The 16,653-nt window shown below is 41.4% G+C and carries 17 protein-coding genes; 10 read left to right on the plus strand and 7 right to left on the minus strand.

Going from position 1 to position 16,653, the window contains the following annotated elements:
- Window positions 1–25: 25 nt before the first annotated feature.
- Together RMZ43_RS16610 and RMZ43_RS16615 are read left to right on the plus strand one after the other, a co-directional pair.
- Complete coding sequence (locus RMZ43_RS16610) at window positions 26–3,001, plus strand: molecular chaperone (RefSeq protein WP_322652476.1); 2,976 nt, start codon at window positions 26–28, stop codon at window positions 2,999–3,001.
- A gap of 137 nt (window positions 3,002–3,138) precedes the next feature.
- On the plus strand, window positions 3,139–4,230 hold the full coding sequence (locus tag RMZ43_RS16615; RefSeq protein WP_322652477.1) for a hypothetical protein: 1,092 nt from the start codon (window positions 3,139–3,141) through the stop codon (window positions 4,228–4,230).
- A 102-nt stretch (window positions 4,231–4,332) separates the two neighbouring features.
- Here the strand turns inward: RMZ43_RS16615 and RMZ43_RS16620 are convergent, their stop codons facing one another.
- Window positions 4,333–4,512 (minus strand): high light inducible protein, encoded by a 180-nt coding sequence (locus RMZ43_RS16620; protein WP_109008463.1) that lies wholly within the window; start codon window positions 4,510–4,512, stop codon window positions 4,333–4,335.
- A 244-nt stretch (window positions 4,513–4,756) separates the two neighbouring features.
- On the minus strand, window positions 4,757–5,248 hold the full coding sequence (locus RMZ43_RS16625) for a hypothetical protein (RefSeq protein ID WP_322652478.1): 492 nt from the start codon (window positions 5,246–5,248) through the stop codon (window positions 4,757–4,759).
- A gap of 48 nt (window positions 5,249–5,296) precedes the next feature.
- Here RMZ43_RS16625 and RMZ43_RS16630 point away from each other — a divergent pair, with 48 nt between their 5' ends.
- The 3 genes from RMZ43_RS16630 (at window position 5,297) to trpD (ending at window position 7,760) form a co-directional block, all read left to right on the plus strand.
- Window positions 5,297–5,440 (plus strand): hypothetical protein, encoded by a 144-nt coding sequence (locus RMZ43_RS16630; protein ID WP_322652479.1) that lies wholly within the window; start codon window positions 5,297–5,299, stop codon window positions 5,438–5,440.
- 263 nt (window positions 5,441–5,703) lie between these two features.
- Window positions 5,704–6,585 (plus strand): DNA adenine methylase, encoded by an 882-nt coding sequence (locus RMZ43_RS16635; RefSeq protein WP_322652480.1) that lies wholly within the window; start codon window positions 5,704–5,706, stop codon window positions 6,583–6,585.
- An 80-nt stretch (window positions 6,586–6,665) separates the two neighbouring features.
- The gene (trpD, locus tag RMZ43_RS16640; RefSeq protein WP_322652481.1) at window positions 6,666–7,760 is read left to right on the plus strand and encodes an anthranilate phosphoribosyltransferase; all 1,095 of its coding nucleotides are present in this window, start codon (window positions 6,666–6,668) and stop codon (window positions 7,758–7,760) included.
- On the opposite strand, the gene RMZ43_RS16645 is transcribed toward trpD, so the two are convergent.
- Window positions 7,690–8,751, minus strand: a complete 1,062-nt coding sequence (locus RMZ43_RS16645) for a retropepsin-like aspartic protease family protein (protein ID WP_322652482.1) — start codon at window positions 8,749–8,751, stop codon at window positions 7,690–7,692. The genes trpD and RMZ43_RS16645 overlap by 71 nt on opposite strands.
- A 256-nt stretch (window positions 8,752–9,007) precedes the next feature.
- Between RMZ43_RS16645 and carA the strand changes: the two genes are divergently transcribed.
- The 5 genes from carA to RMZ43_RS16670 all read left to right on the plus strand — a co-directional run bounded on the left by carA (window position 9,008) and on the right by RMZ43_RS16670 (window position 13,441).
- Window positions 9,008–10,174, plus strand: coding sequence for a glutamine-hydrolyzing carbamoyl-phosphate synthase small subunit (gene carA / locus RMZ43_RS16650; protein ID WP_322647162.1), 1,167 nt, complete (start codon window positions 9,008–9,010; stop codon window positions 10,172–10,174).
- Between the two features lie 223 nt (window positions 10,175–10,397).
- Entirely contained in the window at window positions 10,398–10,748 is a 351-nt protein-coding gene (locus RMZ43_RS16655; RefSeq protein ID WP_199326607.1) for an STAS domain-containing protein, read from the plus strand.
- A 572-nt stretch (window positions 10,749–11,320) separates the two neighbouring features.
- Complete coding sequence (locus RMZ43_RS16660; protein ID WP_322647163.1) at window positions 11,321–11,800, plus strand: Mini-ribonuclease 3; 480 nt, start codon at window positions 11,321–11,323, stop codon at window positions 11,798–11,800.
- A 91-nt stretch (window positions 11,801–11,891) separates the two neighbouring features.
- Window positions 11,892–13,052, plus strand: coding sequence for a 23S rRNA (guanosine(2251)-2'-O)-methyltransferase RlmB (rlmB, locus tag RMZ43_RS16665; protein WP_322652483.1), 1,161 nt, complete (start codon window positions 11,892–11,894; stop codon window positions 13,050–13,052).
- Window positions 13,053–13,138: 86 nt separating this feature from the next.
- Complete coding sequence (locus tag RMZ43_RS16670) at window positions 13,139–13,441, plus strand: DUF1816 domain-containing protein (protein ID WP_322647165.1); 303 nt, start codon at window positions 13,139–13,141, stop codon at window positions 13,439–13,441.
- A 179-nt stretch (window positions 13,442–13,620) separates the two neighbouring features.
- On the opposite strand, the gene RMZ43_RS16675 is transcribed toward RMZ43_RS16670, so the two are convergent.
- From RMZ43_RS16675 to truB, 4 genes are all read right to left on the minus strand, one after another.
- Window positions 13,621–14,466, minus strand: coding sequence for an alpha/beta fold hydrolase (locus RMZ43_RS16675; RefSeq protein ID WP_322652484.1), 846 nt, complete (start codon window positions 14,464–14,466; stop codon window positions 13,621–13,623).
- Window positions 14,467–14,666: 200 nt separating this feature from the next.
- On the minus strand, window positions 14,667–15,074 hold the full coding sequence (locus RMZ43_RS16680; protein ID WP_322652485.1) for a hypothetical protein: 408 nt from the start codon (window positions 15,072–15,074) through the stop codon (window positions 14,667–14,669).
- A 12-nt stretch (window positions 15,075–15,086) separates the two neighbouring features.
- Window positions 15,087–15,395: a hypothetical protein gene (locus RMZ43_RS16685; RefSeq protein ID WP_322652486.1), complete on the minus strand. Its 309-nt coding sequence runs from the start codon at window positions 15,393–15,395 to the stop codon at window positions 15,087–15,089.
- Window positions 15,396–15,471: 76 nt separating this feature from the next.
- Window positions 15,472–16,356, minus strand: coding sequence for a tRNA pseudouridine(55) synthase TruB (gene truB / locus RMZ43_RS16690; RefSeq protein WP_322652487.1), 885 nt, complete (start codon window positions 16,354–16,356; stop codon window positions 15,472–15,474).
- Window positions 16,357–16,653: the final 297 nt, after the last annotated feature.

The following is a 16,653-nucleotide window of genomic DNA, read 5'->3' on the forward strand; positions in this document are numbered from 1 at the left end:
ACAAACAACAGAAAGTGATAATATAATGAACTCTTTTCAACTCAACAAATATAGCGAGCAAGAACCAAGCGAGAAACAACAAAAAAGATTTCCAGGATGGTTTGCTTTAGATTTTGGTACATCAAATTCTACAGTTACACTTTTCGATCCTATTGAAGTACCGATCGCAGAAATTCTACCCAAAGAACAAGAAATGCGACTGCGCGATCGCTTATCACAATGGTTGAGTTCTCCCGCCTCAGTGGCTTTACCAGATGTCAGTGCTGATGATTGGGAAAAGTTTATTGTAGAAATTAGCAGAAACCTGGAGATAGAACCCAGCCGATTGAGTGAAGTCTTTGAAAGTGACAATAAAGAGCGATTTTTGGAAGCAATTCGCCAAATTGAACTTTCTTTAGGAAACAGTGAGAGATTCCGCCGTGCTGTCAGCAAAAAACTTTACCAAATCTATCATGAAGTGTTCCGCGTTCCTACTCTAGAGTCGCAAAATCTGATTCCAGTTGTGCTGGATATTGATCGCCGCGATACGGAGATTCCCAGCGAGTCGGAAATTTCGCAGTTAAGCGACTTAAAACTGCGGATGGGAAGGGAAGCGAGAGATAATAGAAAAAAGGCGATCGCTCAAGGTACAAGCGGTTCTTTAAAGGAAATTATCAGCAGGTTTCACCATTCACCCAAACGCTATTTTGGTCAGGATCGTTTGTTTCCAGTTATTTTGGATGGTAAAGAAGAATTAATTACCGCTAACGAACTGATTCAATCTGCTTGGGCGCATTTAATCGAGTTAACTGAAGATTACCGCCAACGCGCCCAACGCAGATTTTCAGAAGGAGATTTTTTAACAGCAGTTGTCACCTACCCTACTGTCGCCCCACCAGTTGTTCGCAAGGAAGTTAAGGAATTAGTTGAGCAGTTGGGGATCGATGATGTCCAAACTGCTTATGATGAAGCTGTTTCTGTGGCGATATTCTTTTTATGGCGAGAATTTGGTGGTAATCTCAACATTGGCATCGAGTCATTCAAAACTCGTTGTCGCCAAGCCGGAAATAAATGGTCACAAAATGTTCTCGTTTTAGATATTGGCGGCGGAACCACAGACTTAGCTTTAATTGAACTGACTTTAGAAGATAAAACTCCTAGTTTTGCCGATTATGAAGACCGGGGTTTAGGAGGACGTTACTATAAACTCACTCCCAAACTATTAGGTTCATCTGGTCATTTACAGTTAGGTGGTGAATTAATTACGCTGCGAATTTTTAGATTATTAAAAGTTGCGATCGCAGATTTTTTGTTGACATCAGTTACATCAGGTTATATAGAAAGTGAAAAGCTAGAAGATTTAATTAACTCTGAGTTAAACGAGCGCTTTTTAGAACAAGGCAAATTCAAAACTGATAGTCTTTTAAAATGTCTAGATAAAGAAAATCCAGAAGGTGATATTGCTTACAAAGATGCCCTAGATACTGCCGAGAAAGTATTACCCACCCGTTGGCAACAAACGCCCCAACGCCTGCAATCATTTTATATCCTCTGGGATCATGCGGAAGCCGCTAAACTTAAACTTGGGCAAAAGCCACCAGCAGATAATTCTCTATTAACTTTCACGCTTTCTGAACAGCAAATTTCTGAACTGCTCACCCAAAGCGCCGTTAAATTGCAAGTTCAAGATCCAAATAACATCTGCGTTACCCTAGATAACCAGCAATTTGAACGAGCCGCCGTTTCAGGAATTAAAGAAGCGATCGGTATTGCCAAAGGATTAATGGAAAGTCGCTTGCGTCCCGATGATATCACCAAAGATTCTTGGAATTCCCAAAAAGTTGATTGGTTAATTTTGTCTGGAAAAACTTGTAATTTAGACATAGTGCAGCGCCAAATCTACCAAGAATTTAGTAAATCTCCATATTTTGTCTGGAATCCAGAACGAATTACCTTTGTGCTGGAATTTACCAAATTAGCCACCTCCGCCGGTGCTTGCTATGCCGAGAAGCTACGAAGATTAAGGTTCGATCCAGAAGAGTCTAAAAGCTTGCTACGTAAAGGTGCTAACCAGCTAGAAATTGATGTCAAAAATCTGTTTTATTATTTACCTTGCAACTTCAAACGCAAAACCCAAAGTAACGATTTACTCACTATATTCAAGGCTGGACAAGAACTCTATCAACTCGCACCTTGGGAAACTGTCGCCAAGGTTCGGACTGCATGGCAAGGAATCCAATTAACTAATATTATTTACCGTCAAGATTACGAAGATGGAGATTTACGACTATGGGGTAGCTTCGACGGTAAAAATCTCATGAATAAACTGGGAATGCAAGAAGCAGAGTTTTTGAGAAAAATTAAAGTTCAGTTTGAGATTGACCAAACCCTTGAATTTAGTGTATTGCTTTGTCAGGGAAATCCGCATTATTTAATTGACATTCCTGGCATTGATTTGGAATCGGTAGTTTCAGGAACTTCGGCGCTATTTGCTGATGGCAAATTGAACTGGAATATTGCTGTGGAACGTTTCAATAAAGATTTAAATGATGGTGATATTGCCGTCAATGTTCTTGAGTCCGCAACTGTTGATCAACCAGATGCCTATCATCTTGTGTTTGAAGTAGGAAATGATGGTAGTAAATTGTTCCAAAAATTTCACTATCTGCGCGATGGCGTGACGGAACCAGGAATTGGGTTAATTAGTAATCCCTTACCTCCCTTCCCGCAAACTGGCCAACACACTTTCTATATTTATCAAACAGACGCCGAAACCAACAGCAAAAAATGGATAAGAATTGGCGCACTCAGCAAACCAGATGTAACAACAGATTACCCTTGCCAATATCGTGTAACTCTCGACGATCAAGGTATTTTGCGGATGCACGCCGGTGAAGTCCCTTACTGGACATCAAACAGTCAGGAATGCCTCAAAGAAGAGGGATGCGTTTATCTTGCTGAATTAGAATTGCAGCCCAACGAAGTTGATAAAGAACGCGATCCCTTTTGCGGTATACATTAACTCTTGCATTAAACCTTTGTGTTCCTCTGCGCTAACCTTTGCGTTCCTCTGCGTTGAAAAAATTAAGATTTTAAACGCTAAGGGGCGCAGAGGTTTGCCAAGTTTATTAGCTACAAAAATATTTGGAGGTGAGATTCATGCAGCACTTGCGTCAATTATTAGAGATAGAAAATTCAGAGTTAGCCCAGTTACTGCGGTTTAGTTTGTATGGGCTAGAGGCTACTTTAAATCAGGCTCGCACAGAATTACCACTAGATCCAGGATCTAAAATATGCGATGAGGTGCTGCAAGAACTTCATAACCTGTTGGAACCTTCACTTCCACAGCAAAATACTGGTTGGGAAGATGCGCCAGATGATTTAAAACTAAATCATTTGCGGGAAGTTTTTGATTCTGACTCAGAACTTAATTATTATCTGGGTAATTCCCAACTGCAAAGCACAACGGACTCAGATTTGTGGAATGAGATTCAACGCAAGCTGTTGCGAGTACCAGAGGATTTAGCTGCAACTTGGCGATCGCGCACCTTGGATTTAGCTCAAGAAGTTGGTGCGATCGCAGATAATTCTAACCTCTATCAACTTCCCTTTATCCGCGACGAAATTATCTACCCCGGACTTAGTGGTACTGTTCAAACTCAGGGATTATGCTTATACCAACAAACACTTTCAAATCCTAAAAATACGCAAGTTAATGTATCCGATTTACCAGCAGCATTCCTATTTTTATATATGAATTTTATCGAAATAGACCCAGATTTACATCATGCTTTAAAGAGCGTTTTTAGCTTCGATGTCATTTCCTTACACTCCAAAGTAGAACAGCGCGATCAATATATTGATGCTTTAAGCGATCGCTTCCAACGCACCCAAAAAGCTGAAAAAAATACTGATCCCCTGTCAATTCTCCGTGCTTGGATTGACATGGACGAAGCTATACATTCCCTAGTATTTGTACCACCGGCTGAACGCTATTCTTGGTGGGGAAAGCTACAACATGAATCACGGCGCATCTTGAAGAAAGTCGCTGACGAAGCTATTAATGCAGGTAATGAAGTGCGAATTCGCCAATTATCAGGACTTTATGCAGATATCTGTGCTTCATCCAAAGATGACTTACAACTAGACTGTGGTGGTATTCCTGGCGAAGTCTTAACTTGTCTTCGAGTATATGCACGAATTAATCAGGAAGAATCTCCCGGTCGTGTAATATTTCGCTCATCACGCTAACTGCTAGCAACTTTTTTAATTCTTGAGATTACGAGGCAAGGCAGACAATTTTACTAATCCCAGCCTTGCCTCATAATCTAATGAAACTAAAAACCTTTAAATCTAGAGGATGCCCCAGAAGTGTAAAATCCCTTGACCAGAAAACACTTCAAGCGCAACGGCAGATAAAAAACCAATCATTGCAAAACGACCGTTCCAATTTTCGCTTTGAGGAGTGAAGCCCCAGCGTAAAGCATTAGGATCTTCTGGAACCGAAGCCGTAGTCTTCTTAACGTCTGCCATAAATAATACTCCGAGCTTTTATGTTGTAACAGTTATAACTGCCTGTTAAGTAATGTAACAGACTTTTACGAAAATGCAACATAAACTATAGATAAAATTTATAGGCAAATATTACGAGTGCGTAATTTTATCTTAGATAGTTTGCGATCGCTTATGTACAGTAACAAATAAAATGTTACAAAAACCGTTAGAGTGAACAAGGCTTCAGTCTTGCTCACTCTACTCGGCTATGCTTGCTCTATCCTTAGTCTGATACTCGACTCCATGTGGGAGCGATTAACTGCCCGGCCAATCCTCCTTTTTGACCAATCGCAAAAACCTGGGTTGCTAAGAGTATGCTTCCTTTTTTCTCAGTCTCGGAGATTATAAAATTATATGTAACCGTGCCGGTAGAAAAAGGGATCGTAGCAATACCTGTACCATTTGTTGCTACCGAATAAGTTCCATTCGTCACCCGGGGAATATCGTTAATGTTTCTAGAACAATTAGGAATGGGATTGCTACACGGTAAGTTCGCTATGAGATCGATAGTTAGTCCACCTTTTCCATTGAAGGTTATCGGTCCTAAGCTGGCAACATTAGCACTGTTGTTGATATAGGCATAATTTCCCTGAAGACTGGCCTTTGTGAAAGTCTGATCGCTGGCCATAGCAGACTGAGCAGTATAGATACCCAGTATGACCAAAATTACTGCCATTACCTTGAAAATATTCCTCAGAACAGATTTATTTTGCATTTTTTGTCTCGCTTTAATAACTAAAAATTGAGATTCCCTACTTGAGATATGACACAAAAGCTTAAAGACAAGCTCAAGCGCAACCGCTACATGAAACGGTTAACTCTCTTGGCTGCTGTCAGATATCAGTTGCAACAAAATGTTGTTCTGGCTGGGATAAATATAAAATTTCCCACCAGTCAGATTTTGTAGCAGCCAAACTATTTATTAGACTGGTTTTATCGGTCTAATACCTCTAATTCTGATGATTAGACAGAAAAACCGCACTCTAATATCCCCAAATAGGCAATTACATTGTGATTAGTGGAAATACTACCACCATTAGGTGGACTAAACTGCAAAATTCCATATTTCTTCCAATTGACATGACTGGTTATTATCCATCAAGTAATTGGTTGTCTTTTTTCTAAATATTTGAATAATTAAATATATTATTAAGCCATAAAAATTACTTTATGCTCAAAAGTCCTCTCCGATATCCTGGCGGTAAATCGAAAGCAATAAATCAAATATCTGAATATTTACCAGAAAGCTTTTCGGAATTCCGAGAACCTTTTGTAGGTGGTGGTTCTGTATTTATTTACTTAAGACAAAAGTTCCCTAATATCAAGATTTGGATTAACGATTTAAACCGTGAACTCTTCTTATTCTGGAAGGTTGCCCAGTCTGATATAGTTCAGTTAGTTAAAGAAATTAGACATATTAAAGTAAAATATACAAATGGCAAATTATTATTTTCGGAATTGATCAGTGTAGATGTAAATAAATTATCTGATTTAGAAAGAGCAGTTCGCTTTTTCGTCCTCAATAGAATTACTTTTTCTGGAACCGTAGAATCAGGCGGTTTTTCTGAACAAGCTTTTCATAAAAGATTTACTGATTCTTCAATAAAAAGATTAGAAAAATTAGAAAATATTCTCTCAGAAAATATCCAAATTACTAATTTGGATTACAGTCACCTATTAAAATCAGAAGGCGAAGATGTATTTTTATTTTTAGATCCGCCATATTTTAGCGCTACGAAATCAAAACTCTACGGTAAAGATGGTGACTTGCACACTTCTTTTGAACATCAGAGATTTGCTAATCTATTGCAACAATGTCATCATCGCTGGCTAATTACCTACGATGACTCATTGCACATTCGAGAAAATTTTCAATGGGCTAATATTTCAGAGTGGGAATTACAGTATGGGATGAATAACTATAAGCAGAGTGGTGCGGCTAAAGGAAAAGAGTTATTCATTACCAATTACGAAGTTAAACTTGATTTGGAAAAAAAATCACAAGTTCACAATCTTGCTAATCCACCTTTGCAATTAAGGCTTGAGATTTAAGGCTAACTTTGATAGCTTCCAATTTTCCGGTAGGATAACCCCATAGCTCTTAATATAGCTACAACATACAAACCTTAGCTATGATAACTTCCCCAATCCCTGCTCAAGAATCCTCTGCTAGCTGGTATGTCCTGCTGCAACAATTAATAGATGGCCAATCCTTGTCCCGAACTCAAGCTGCTGAATTGATGCAAGGTTGGCTCAGTGAAGCGGTTCCCCCAGAGTTATCAGGGGCTATTTTAACAGCGTTAAACTTTAGAGGCATTTCTGCCGACGAGTTAACCGGCATGGCTGAAGTATTACAATCTCAATCAGAACTGGGGACTGGGGACTGGGGACTGGAGGCTGGGGAAGAATCTACCCAATCCCCAATCCCCTTAATAGATACCTGTGGAACTGGTGGAGATGGTTCATCAACCTTTAATATTTCTACAGCAGTTGCATTTGTCGCCGCAGCATCTGGTATACCTGTCGCCAAACACGGCAATCGTTCAGCCTCAAGTCTCACGGGAAGTGCAGATGTTTTAGAAGCCTTGGGTGTAAACTTAAATGCCTCTAGTGAAAAAGTACAAGCCGCATTACAAGAAGTCGGGATCACTTTCTTGTTTGCCCCTGGTTGGCATCCAGCACTCAAGGCGGTTGCTTCATTACGCCGGACTTTGAAAGTGCGAACAATTTTTAATTTGCTCGGGCCGTTAGTAAATCCCTTGCGTCCAACTGGGCAGGTAGTGGGCTTATTTACTCCTAAGCTTTTGGCAACAGTTGCCGAGGCTTTACAGAATTTGGGCAAGGAAAAGGCGATTGTGCTGCACGGACGAGAAAAACTTGATGAGGCTGGGTTAGGAGATTTAACTGACTTGGCGGTGTTATCAGACAAAGAAGTGCAGTTAACTAGCATTAATCCCCTAGATTTGGATCTAACACCTGCTTCTATAGGTATGCTTCGAGGTGGAGATGTCCAAGAAAATGCGGAGATTCTCAAGGCTGTACTCCAGGGTAAGGGAACTCAGGCACAACAAGATGCAGTAGCCTTAAATGCGTCGTTGGCGTTGCAAGTAGGGGGTACCATCGCACTCCTCGATCACGCCCAAGGGATTAAAATCGCTAAGGATATCCTACAAAGCGGGGCCGCTTGGACGAAGTTGGAGGAGTTAGTTGAGTTTCTGGCGGATTAATTTGCGATCGCAATTGCGGACGAAACTCTACCACATTACGTTTGATGGTGACATCGTAGTTGCCAAAAAAGTCATGTCCTAAAAGTCCAGTTTCTAGTTCCGTACCTGCGATCGCTACTGCTACTCTATTCACTGTTACCCCGCCAACTGCCATCGAATTAACGTAGCCCACAGAAAATTCTACAGCCCTAGAACTCGCGGTATTTGCCTTAGCTTTGCCCACTGGCACTATTCCCAAACTATCAGCCATCTCTTGGGTAATTACAGTGCCACTGGCTCCCGTATCTACAATCATGTCAAATTGTTGCTGGCCATTAAAGGTGACTTCGACAATTGGCGTTCCACCAATTCGCCTTTTAATCGGGGCTGTAAATACTTCCTGAGTTGGAATTACCACTGCTGATGAAGGCAAAGCTGGTTTTGGCGGTAACGGGCTTATTTCTTGTGGAGGCGATATAGGTGAGGTATACTTTGGTGTGGTTATTGTTTGGGGAACCACAACTACTATCTTCTTCGGTTCGGCAACGCGCACAGGGCGAGGATTAGCTTGCTGTTGGGCATATTTAATCTGGCGACGATATTCAGTAATTTTGGTTTGAGCGATCGCAAATTCTGGGCTTTGTCGCCGGATTCTTCGCATCAGCGCGATCGCATCTTGGTACTGACTTGCCACCAAATTCCAATCATCTGGAGATTGAGCAGATCGGCTAATACTCCAAGCGCCAACAGCTTTGTCTCGTCCCATTTCAAAAAGACTTGGTTCACTTTCAGACGTTAGCGGCTCTAGCGCCTGTGCTTCTGGAGTAGGGGTAATTGCTGGTGTTGTTGGTTCGACGGCAGGCTGTACTGATGCTTGATCCCCAATTGGCGCAGGTTGCTCATTGCCACCAGTCGCAGTGTTCCGTTGGTCTTCACTACAGGCAACACACAAAACCGCTAGAGCGCTTGATAGAAAAATTAGGGTTGCACGGGATAAAAAAGACTGAAGCATAATTAATTTTAACCGTCCAAGCTTTGCCAAAGCCACTCCCGCTAATTTAACTCCCTTTTAATTTTAATTAACTATTTTAAAAACTTCCAATTGCTTAACTCATGGGATAATTAACAATCGCAGTATTGGGGGATGGGGAAGAAGCACGGGAGCAGGGAGCAGGGAGCAGGGGGAAAATTCCTCTCCTCTGCACCCTTCCCACTGCCCCTCTGCCTCTTCCACTCCCCACTCCCCACTCCCCACTCCCCAATTTACTATGCCCCTGTCTGACGCAATACCAGCTTTACTTGTCCTAGCAGATGGAACCACTTATCGCGGTTGGTCTTTTGGTGCTACGGGAACCGCGATCGGAGAAGTGGTCTTTAACACTGGTATGACTGGCTACCAAGAAGTACTAACCGACCCAAGTTACTGCGGTCAGATTGTCATTTTTACTTATCCTGAATTAGGCAATACTGGTGTCAATCTTGAAGATGAAGAATCAGATGGGCCCCAAGTTCGGGGTGCGATCGCTCGGAATATTTGTCACCATCCGAGTAACTGGCGATCGACACAATCCTTACCAGAGTACCTTAAACAAAATCAAGTACCAGGGATCTACGGCATCGATACCCGCGCCCTCACCCGCAAAATTCGGATGTTTGGAGCCATGAACGGTGGCATTTCCACAACTATTCTCGATGAGGCGGAATTGCTAGAGCAGGTACAGGCGGCTCCCAATATGGCGGGATTGAATCTGGTTCGAGAAGTTACCACAACAAAGGCTTATGAATGGTCAGATCCCACAATTCCAGCTTGGGAATTCAACTCGGAGGCTGCGGAAAGTCTTGGAGAACCCTTTACCGTTGTTGCCCTTGACTTTGGCGTAAAACGGAATATTTTGCGTCGCTTAACAAGTTATGGTTGTCGGGTAATTGTTGTGCCTGCTGATACGCCGCCAGAGGAAATCCTCAACTACAATCCAGATGGTGTATTTCTTTCAAATGGGCCTGGCGACCCTGCTGCCGTCACTGAAGGAATTGCAACTGCCAAAGCGCTTTTGTTAAGTGAAAAGCCCATCTTTGGTATTTGTATGGGACACCAAATTTTAGGTCATGCACTAGGGGCAGAAACCTATAAACTTAAATTTGGTCACCGTGGTTTAAATCAGCCAGCCGGTTTACAACAACGGATAGAAATTACCAGCCAAAACCATAGTTTTGCTATAGATCCAGATTCTTTACCTACGGCGGTTGTGGAAATCAGCCACCTGAACTTAAACGATCGCACCGTTGCTGGGGTACGTCACAAATCTCTACCTGTATTCTCTGTACAATATCACCCAGAAGCCAGTCCTGGCCCTCACGATGCTGATTACTTGTTTGAGCAATTTGTTCAAGCCATGCGAACAGCACGTCAAGCCGAGACAGCCGAAGTGAGGTAAAAATGGGGAATAAGGAATGGGGAATGGGGAATGGGGAATGGGGAATAAGGGGAGCAGGGAGCAGGGGAGAGGAATTTTCCCCTCTGCCCCCCGCACCCTGCCCCTCTGCCTCTTTTCAATCCCCAATCCCCAATCCTCTAGTAGATTGTAGACAACTTGCTCAAAAACCATCTATACTTGAGCGTTCACTTTAACTTATGAGGAGGGAATTATTGCTGATCCATTGAATCTAACCGTTAGCCTGAGGGGCACTCGTGAAGTCCGGGATAACTGTCAGCTATTCCGCCTCACAGGTTTGTTAGATGCCTTTTCTGAGCCGACATTTCGCAAGGTACTTGGCAGTAAGATTGACGAGGGCCCTAAGCATATTATTTTGGATCTCTCACAAATCGACTTTATTGATAGCTCTGGCTTGGGTGCTTTGGTGCAGCTAGCCAAGCAGGCTCAAACTGCCGAAGGCACTTTGCAAATCGTCACTAATGCCCGGGTAACTCAAACGGTCAAGCTTGTTCGCCTAGAGAAGTTTCTCTCCCTGCAAAAATCAGTTGAAGAAGCTCTAGAAAACGTTAAGTAGTCTTGATTGCTTGAACCGAGAGATCAATTCGGCTATCTAGATTCAACATCGGATAGCTTAATTTTTAAAACTTCTGGCAGAAAACCTCTCTCCTCGTGGGAGAGGCACAAAGCCAGTTAAGCTATTATTTTTAAATGAGCGATAATTAAAGATATAGACACCCAGTTCTTGGGTATGTAATTTTTGGATTCTTATCGGATAAACATCAAGTCTGAGAAATTTGTAAGAAATACAAAGCCAGCAGATTTGTTTATAGGTAAACTTGACTTGATAGTGTATAGTTAAAAATTGTCGCTTACTAAGTAAGCATGACAATGCGATCAAGTAACAGGGTGAATTTGATGTCAAAATTTTACCCTATTTTAGACACAGACCACAAGTAGGGAAAATTGGCTTTATGGGCATTGACATCAGGGTGAGCTAAATGCCAACTCTTAATCAAAAAGATAGAATTAGCTAAGTATTTCTGATAGTATTGATTATGCTAAGTATAGAATTATGGCTTACTTCAGAAAAATCAGTCTTTGCAAAGAATGCCTGCCAAATGTAGCCCGTCAAGGAATGATTTATTTGTGAAGTCACAGGAGGAAGAGGTATTAGATGGACAAGATGAAACTTCCAAACAGACTTTATCTTGGACTCAAGCACTCTTGACAACCACAGCGCCATTCCAACAGATTTCCCTCTCACAAGTGCAACAAATTTCTCCTACTGCTTTAGCATATTTGGGGGATGCAATTTATGAGTTATATGTTAGAATGTTCTATCTGCTGCCATTGCAGCGAGCAGGAATTTACCATAGTCTGGTAGTGGAGCAGGTAAGAGCGGAAACACAAGCGCTACATTTGCGATCGCTGGTTCCTCAGCTCAGGGACACTGAATTAGAAATTGTCCGACGGGGTAGAAACGCCGCCACAGGACGCCCTAAGCGACTTAATCCCGAAATTTATCAACAGGCAACCAGTCTAGAAACCTTAATTGGCTATTTATATCTCACCGATTACCAGCGTCTAACCGAACTGTTGCAAATGCTTCATGTAAAAAAAGAGTGAGAACTTAATTTTAAGTAGCCACATCAGTAGATTTGGTTAAAGAAATTGACGTAATTGTAATGACCAACCATACGCTATATCTATAACTCAAATGCAGAATAAACCTAGAAAAATCAAGACTTCTAACGAATCAAATCGTGGGCAACCCGTAAAAATTCAGGGTAAGCGTGTTGTTAGTAATCCGACTCGCAAGCCCAGAAAAATAGATAGCAACCCTGTCTCTAGTGCAAATCCGACTCGCAATCCCAGGAAAATAGATAGCAACCCTGTTTCTGATGCAAATCCGACTCGCAATCCCAGAAAAATAGATAGCAACCCTGTTTCTGGTGCAAATCCGACTCGTAATCCCAGGAAAATAGATGTTGCAAATCCGACTCGTAATCCCAGGAAAATAGATAGCAACCCTATTGACAACTCCCGCCAACGGAATAGCAATTTCTCCCAGCCGCCTGTATCTACACCGACAGAAGAAGATAACGATCTCATCTACGGTCGTCATCCAGTATTGAGTGCGTTGCAAAATCAGCGCAATCTCAACCGTATCTGGATTACTACCCGTCTGCGCTACGACCCCAGCTTCCACCATTTTCTCTTGCAAGCGAAAGAAAATGGCACAGTTATTGACGAGGTTGAACCCAAGCGTTTAGACTATCTCACCAACGGAGCCAATCACCAAGGTGTGGCGGCACAAGTTGCTCCCTACGCTTACATCGAATTGCCCGATTTAATTGAACAGGCAAAAGCTGTAACCGATCCCGTAATTGTCGTGGCTGATGGAATTACTGATCCCCACAACTTGGGAGCAATTATTCGCACCGCCGAAGCAATAGGCGCTCAAGGTTTAGTGATTCCCCAAAGAAGAGCATCTGGGATCACTTCTACTGTGATGAAAGTGGCAGCAGGTGCTTTAGAAAATTTTGCTGTAGCTAGAGTTGTCAACCTCAGCCGCGCCTTGGAAGAATTAAAAGAAGCTGGCTATTGGATTTACGGTACTGCTGCAAGTGGAAGCGAACCTGTGCATACAGTCAATTTCACTGGCCCAATCGTTTTGGTAATCGGCTCAGAAGGCGAAGGTCTGAGTATGTTGACTCAACGCTCCTGTGATTTCTTAGTATCGATTCCTCTACAAGGTAAGACTCCCAGCCTCAATGCTTCTGTAGCAGCAGGTATGACGCTTTATGAAATTTATCGCCAGCGATCGCTAAATACCTTGCACTTAGATAAATTACAAAAAAACTCTTTGAAAAAATAACAGTAACAGAGTATAAAGAAATGTAAAAGATAATAAAGCAACATATCGTTTAACACCCTGTAGACGTTTATAAACTGGCTAAAACCATGAAAACCATTTGGCATAACCTCAAGGAAGTGTTAATTAACACATTCGACTTCATCGGCTTGGCTTGGTGGGTAGAGATTAAGACGCAAAATCCCCGTTGCACATACTACTTCGGGCCATTTCTAAGTTCTTCTGATGCAAAATTATCAAGCATTGGATATATAGAAGATTTGGAGAGCGAAGGAGCGCAAGGAATTTCTGTGAACATCAAGCGCTGTAAACCTAATAACTTAACAATTGCTGAAGACTTGGGGGAAAGATTTGACCGCAAAGTACAGCCTGCCTTTGGCGGTCAGATTTAAGTTAAGTTAGGCCAGAGAATGGAAAAGATGCGAGAATGCTGGGACGCAAAGATACGGAGAGATTGAGATTCTTTTACCGCGTTAATGCGTCTTTTTCACTCACCGCGTCACCACATCTTCACTCTCGATTTATTCTTCGTCAATAGTCAAAATTTTTTAAATATTTTTTAAATATTAGACTATTGACTACTAATTACCTGCGGATTAACTTCCAGCCATTGGTCAATGTCATTCAGCACCTGCTGGGGAACTTCCCAAGGAAAAAGATGGGCGGTGTTGGGATAACACTTCCATTGAGAATTGTTGAGGTGTTGAGCAGTTTCTAAGCTGGAACTAGGTGTAATGTGGCGGTCTTTATCACCAGCTAGTACTAAACTAGGACATTCTATTTGTGGCAAATCTAGAAGTCGGTTGTATCCCGATTGAATTTCACTATACAGGGCGCGAGTAGCAGCACGAGAGGTTTGCAAATAAGCTGGTACTGCTGCGGTAGCGATGTATTTGTAAGCGGTAGATGTATGTTGTTGGATTAAGTAGCGAAAAAGCGATCGCTTACCAAAAGTATCAATATTCCATTGCCAACTCGGTTTTATATAGTTTATCAGGGCAGCAACCCCAGTATATAAATTATCCTGCCAAGTGATAGGAGGATGACTACCACGGGGTTTTGCGGCTGTCGCCACCAAAATCAGCCCTGTAATCCGCTCTGGCAAACGTAATGCCAGTTCCATTGCCAGAATACCCCCAAGCGACCATCCCAATACTAGACACTTTTCAATCTCAAAGCGGTCTAGCAGCGCTTCTAAATCAGTTAAATGGTCATTCATATTAAAATTACCATTCCAGCGACTTTTGCCGTATCCACGTAAATCAGGGGCAAAAGTTTTATAACGTTTTGATAAATGATTAGTAAAGACAGATAGACTACGACCAGTACCAGGATGACCATGTAAGCCCAAAATGGGGAATCCTTGACCTTGGATGTAGACATTGAGACGTGCAGTGGTAGGATGGCGATCGCTCATTACTTGTAGTTCTCCTGTCTAGCGATCGCTTCTATTCCTGTCGCATTCGCTTCAGCCCTTTCTGCTGTCTGCTCTAAAATTGCCTCAATTGGATTTGGACTTTGTGTCATAGTAGTTCGTTATATTATTTTTCTAATCGTGTCACACGGCTAGCTGCCAAGCATTGCAGTATTCGATTACAGTTGAAGCTGCTACAGTATTCAGGTGTGAGAAACTTTGATATCCAAAAAAGGGGAATTAATATCTAAAAGCCAATTTTCATCTACAAATTCTAGATTTTCATCATAGACAAGAAGTAACTCACCAATTCTTTGAGCGTTATGAATTGACTGAGCTATAGCATCAATATTAGAGACTGTGAAAACAAACTTTAGTTTTAAAAAGCGTTTTTTATCAGTAAAACCAATAGAACTGCTAACTAATTCTGTTTCGAGGATAGGGGGCAAAGTAATTATTTCATAATATTTATCTTGCTCATCCCAATAGCCGCAAACCTTATAATCACATAGTTCAAGATGTTCTTGAACTAGTCTATGAGCATCTAATTTTTCTAAGATTTCAACTAAATCCCGCCATACTGGATGATTTTTTAATTCTAGTCTTGTCATATGTATTCTGCACTAATGTTCTGTTACCAAACCTGGAAAGTGCAACACACCATCAATAAACTTTGCATGAAATTGTCTATCGCCGCCTTTACCTAACACTTTTGATTTCAAATCGTACTCCTCTTCTTGAGAAGCAACAAGCCCAGCATTAGCGCGTGGCGGAACTTGACCTTTCTCAATAGCTTTTAAATGTTTGCCATTATGGTCATATTTTATTCCCAGTTTTATTTGCTCTTGGCTAAAGGAAACTAGTAAATCACTCATTGTTTGATATATGATATCAGATTCAATATCTGCCCAGTTATTGGGTAGAGCTACCATTTAATTTACTGTTGATGACAATTTTACACATTGTGGTCAAATGTATTCAAATTAAACCCTTTAACTTATTACAGTTTTAAGAAATCGGTTCAAAAACCATTTGGGGAATTAACACTTCATCTTGTAATTGCCCAATACCTAAAAAGCGAGTCTCTTCATCATAAACTCGTACTATTTTAGGAACATCAAAAGTTAGAGAAATTCGCTGACCTTGACACCATTTTTGAGCAGATGTTGCTGGTAAAGTCACAGATGACAAATGTTGTAAAGCTGCATCTGGGGAAATCGGTTGAAATATTCCCGCTTGTAGTTTAGTTTCTAAGTCGCTCAAAGTGAGACTATCTGTTAGATCGAAACCACTGCTTTGAGTGCGAATCAAAGCAGCAAGAGTGCCACCAGTTTCTAAAATTGCACCTAAGTCACGAGCGATCGCTCTAATATATGTACCAGAACCACAGGCGATCGCAACATCCAATTCGGGAAAATCCCCTTCTTTCCAGTCCAAAATATCTATCTGAAAAACTTCCACTGTTCGCACTGGAACTTCCACTGTTTTACCTTGGCGTGCTAAATCGTAGAGGCGTTTACCATCCACTTGAATTGCACTGTAACTAGGTGGTATTTGCTCAATCTTGCCTTCAAATTGTGGTAATACGCTTTTCACCTGTGCCAAACTCAATCTAGCACAAGGTTGAGAAGTAATAATTTCGCCTTGTAAATCATCCGTTGTAGTACGCACACCTAAGCGAATAGTGGCTTTGTACGCTTTGTTTTCTGGCAGATACTGCAATAATCTTGTAGCTTTACCAAGAGCGATTGGTAAAACCCCTGTAGCAGCTGGATCTAAGGTTCCCGCATGTCCGACACGTTTGAGGCGCAATAATTTTCGCACTCGCGCTACGCAGTCGTGAGAAGTCCAGTCAAATGGTTTGTTTAAGTTGAGAAAACCTTGAACTAACACAAAATCAATACTTTTACTCTTTTCTATCTCAAATACTTATCTAATGCTCAAATATCTTAATTTCAGCATTCATTTAAGCATAAATATAAAATCATACTCGTTAATCATGCTCATAAAATGCTTACTTTCTCAACCCCTTTATCAGGGAAAAGGCAATAAAAGCATATCTCTATCCTATATCCTTAGAGTTCTTAAGTATTACCCTAATAACTCCAGATATCTAACATCTATTTAGAAATTCACATCGATTTTTCCTTTAAAAACATCAAAAAAGTCACATACTGTTACCCTGCACCC

Source organism: Nostoc sp. CmiVER01, from assembly GCF_034531135.2.
GTDB lineage: Bacteria > Cyanobacteriota > Cyanobacteriia > Cyanobacteriales > Nostocaceae > Nostoc.

Bases quoted from the DNA above. Each gene is read 5' to 3' on its own strand.
- RMZ43_RS16610 (WP_322652476.1), top strand. From the start codon at position 26: ATGAACTCTTTTCAACTCAACAAATATAGCGAGCAAGAACCAAGCGAG.
- RMZ43_RS16615 (WP_322652477.1), top strand. From the start codon at position 3,139: ATGCAGCACTTGCGTCAATTATTAGAGATAGAAAATTCAGAGTTAGCC.
- RMZ43_RS16620 (WP_109008463.1), bottom strand. From the start codon at position 4,512: ATGGCAGACGTTAAGAAGACTACGGCTTCGGTTCCAGAAGATCCTAAT.
- RMZ43_RS16625 (WP_322652478.1), bottom strand. From the start codon at position 5,248: ATGCAAAATAAATCTGTTCTGAGGAATATTTTCAAGGTAATGGCAGTA.
- RMZ43_RS16630 (WP_322652479.1), top strand. From the start codon at position 5,297: ATGACACAAAAGCTTAAAGACAAGCTCAAGCGCAACCGCTACATGAAA.
- RMZ43_RS16635 (WP_322652480.1), top strand. From the start codon at position 5,704: ATGCTCAAAAGTCCTCTCCGATATCCTGGCGGTAAATCGAAAGCAATA.
- trpD (WP_322652481.1), top strand. From the start codon at position 6,666: ATGATAACTTCCCCAATCCCTGCTCAAGAATCCTCTGCTAGCTGGTAT.
- RMZ43_RS16645 (WP_322652482.1), bottom strand. From the start codon at position 8,751: ATGCTTCAGTCTTTTTTATCCCGTGCAACCCTAATTTTTCTATCAAGC.
- carA (WP_322647162.1), top strand. From the start codon at position 9,008: ATGCCCCTGTCTGACGCAATACCAGCTTTACTTGTCCTAGCAGATGGA.
- rlmB (WP_322652483.1), top strand. From the start codon at position 11,892: ATGCAGAATAAACCTAGAAAAATCAAGACTTCTAACGAATCAAATCGT.
- RMZ43_RS16670 (WP_322647165.1), top strand. From the start codon at position 13,139: ATGAAAACCATTTGGCATAACCTCAAGGAAGTGTTAATTAACACATTC.
- RMZ43_RS16675 (WP_322652484.1), bottom strand. From the start codon at position 14,466: ATGAGCGATCGCCATCCTACCACTGCACGTCTCAATGTCTACATCCAA.
- RMZ43_RS16680 (WP_322652485.1), bottom strand. From the start codon at position 15,074: ATGACAAGACTAGAATTAAAAAATCATCCAGTATGGCGGGATTTAGTT.
- RMZ43_RS16685 (WP_322652486.1), bottom strand. From the start codon at position 15,395: ATGGTAGCTCTACCCAATAACTGGGCAGATATTGAATCTGATATCATA.